The following is a 2,051-nucleotide window of genomic DNA, read 5'->3' on the forward strand; positions in this document are numbered from 1 at the left end:
CGGGGTGCCTGCCCCGACCCGCGGGGCGCTCGACCCGACCCCCGGCCTCACAGCGCGTCCGCCCCGCTCCCACAGGCCGCTGCGCCGCCGCCTCACGGGCTGCGGCGCCGTTCGGCCCCGTCGGGCGGGGGACGCGGTGGTCAGGAGGACAGCCGGGGGCGGCCCGTCACGACGCTGCCCGTCGTGTGCTCGCGTGTCCCCGTCTGCCGGACGGCCAGGTCGTTCCAGGCGCTGGCGAGTTGCACGCGGGACGCCACGCCCAGCTTGCGGAAGATCTTGCGCAGGTGGAACGCGATGGTGTGCGGCGACAGGAAGAGATGGCCCGCGGTCTGATCATTGGTGTAGCCCTGGGCAACCAGATGGGCGACGGCGTACTCGGTGTCGGTCAGTTCCGGGATCTCCCGCCTGCGCTGATGCCGGATCACCCCGCCGGCGTCCGCGGTGCTGTGGCGCAGCCGGGACTCGATGCGCGAGGCGTCCCGCCACGCTCCGGTCCGCGTGTAGCCGTCCAGCGCCTGCTGGAGGTGGCGGTCCGGGGCGCTCCGGTCGTCCGCCCCGCGGTCGAGCAGGACGGCGACGTCCTCGGTGGCCGACGCCTTCGCCCAGGGATCGACGTGCGACTCGGCGGCGAGCCGGAGCTTGCCGAGGTCTGCGTCGTGCAGTCCGGCGGCGTGCGCCGCGGCGGCCTGCACCGAGCTGAAGTGCGGGTTCATGGCGGCCAGTTGCTGACAGATCCGCACGCCGTGGGCCGCCGACCGCTGGTGGCCGCAGTCCATCATGAGCCGGACGAGCCAGGGCAGCGCGGCCGGTTCGGCGATCGACAGCTGGCGTACGGCCGCGTCCGCGGCGAGCAGCTCGGTGCCCAGCGGGACCGCCTCGTGCCGGCCCTTCTCCGCCTCGGCGATCTGGATGACGACCCAGGCGGCCTGGCCGACATGGAGCATCTCCCGCTGGAAGACGGTGTCTTCCTTCAGCTTCTGGGCGTAGCGCAGTGCCGTGGACAGGTGGCCCTGGCGCACCGCGGACTGCGCCAGGACGAAGTGTCCGAGCGGGGTCCAGGCCGTCAGGCCGGACCGCTCGGCCTCCCCGAGGCCGGCGGCGGCGAGCTTGGCCGCCTTCCCGAAGTCCCCCGCGGCGAGGACCACTCCGGACCGGGCGAGTGCCGCGGTCGCGGTCAACTGTCCGTCGCCGCATGTCCGGACGAGTTCGTCGACGGTCTCCAGCACGGCCTGCGCGTGGTCCGTCCTGCGCACCTGCGCGAGCAGGAGGCTCAGCACGAACGCGGCCTCCGCGCGACAGGGACTGTCCGCCGCGCACCCGTCGTGCAGCGCCTGTTCGGCGGTGCCGATGCCGTCGTCCAGCCGGCCGTCGCGCCAGGAGCGCCGCGCCGAGGAGACGAGAGGGGCGGTACGACACGACGCCGCCGCGCATTTCAGCGGGGATATCGTCGTGTGCAGAGTGTCGTACTCGGACAGCATGCTATTTTGCAAAGCGAACCCCCGCCTAAGCAATGCAAACTCCGACATGGTCGAATGAGTCTATGGGCGGCTTCTCGCGACTGTCAACGGTGGTTATTTGGATCAGGGGAACCCGTGAGGAAGGCGGATCCCGCACGGTAAAAAAGTTGACGAATCTTTTGCCGGCTCTTGTTTGACTTGTGGTGCGCAGTCGCTCAAGGAGGCTGTGCAGTGAGTGCGTGTTTGCGCCACCTGTGGTCTGGGTAGCCCTTTGAGCTGGGGTGATTCCATGCCCGGGGCGGAGCTGTCCAGAACTGTCAAGTCGTGCGGTTGTGGCGCGGGTTGGGGTGGGTGAGCCTTGCGGAACGGGTCGTGACGGTGCCCGGCGGTCAAATTCCGTCGCGCGGTGAGGAGGGTGGCGGTGTCATTCTTTTGTGGTGCGGACCGAATCCCGGAATTCTTGGCGAATATCCGCCGGAATTGCCGGTGCGGGAAGTCCCGGTGATATAGAGATCAGATTCCGGTTGAATCCGCGGAAACGGCCTGGTAAATCCGTTCTCGCACCGCTCGTGACCGCGTTTCACCCGGCCCGCG

The 2,051-nt window shown here is 69.7% G+C and carries 1 protein-coding gene; it reads right to left on the reverse strand.

The genetic code is table 11. The features are described from left to right. Nucleotides 1–140: 140 nt before the first annotated feature. Nucleotides 141–1,478, reverse strand: a complete 1,338-nt coding sequence (locus CCN44_RS38285; protein ID WP_158103208.1) for a helix-turn-helix transcriptional regulator — start codon at nucleotides 1,476–1,478, stop codon at nucleotides 141–143. Between the last annotated feature and the right edge of the window lie 573 nt (nucleotides 1,479–2,051).

This window comes from Streptomyces tricolor (assembly GCF_002155905.1).
GTDB classification, from domain to species: Bacteria; Actinomycetota; Actinomycetes; order Streptomycetales; family Streptomycetaceae; genus Streptomyces; species Streptomyces tricolor.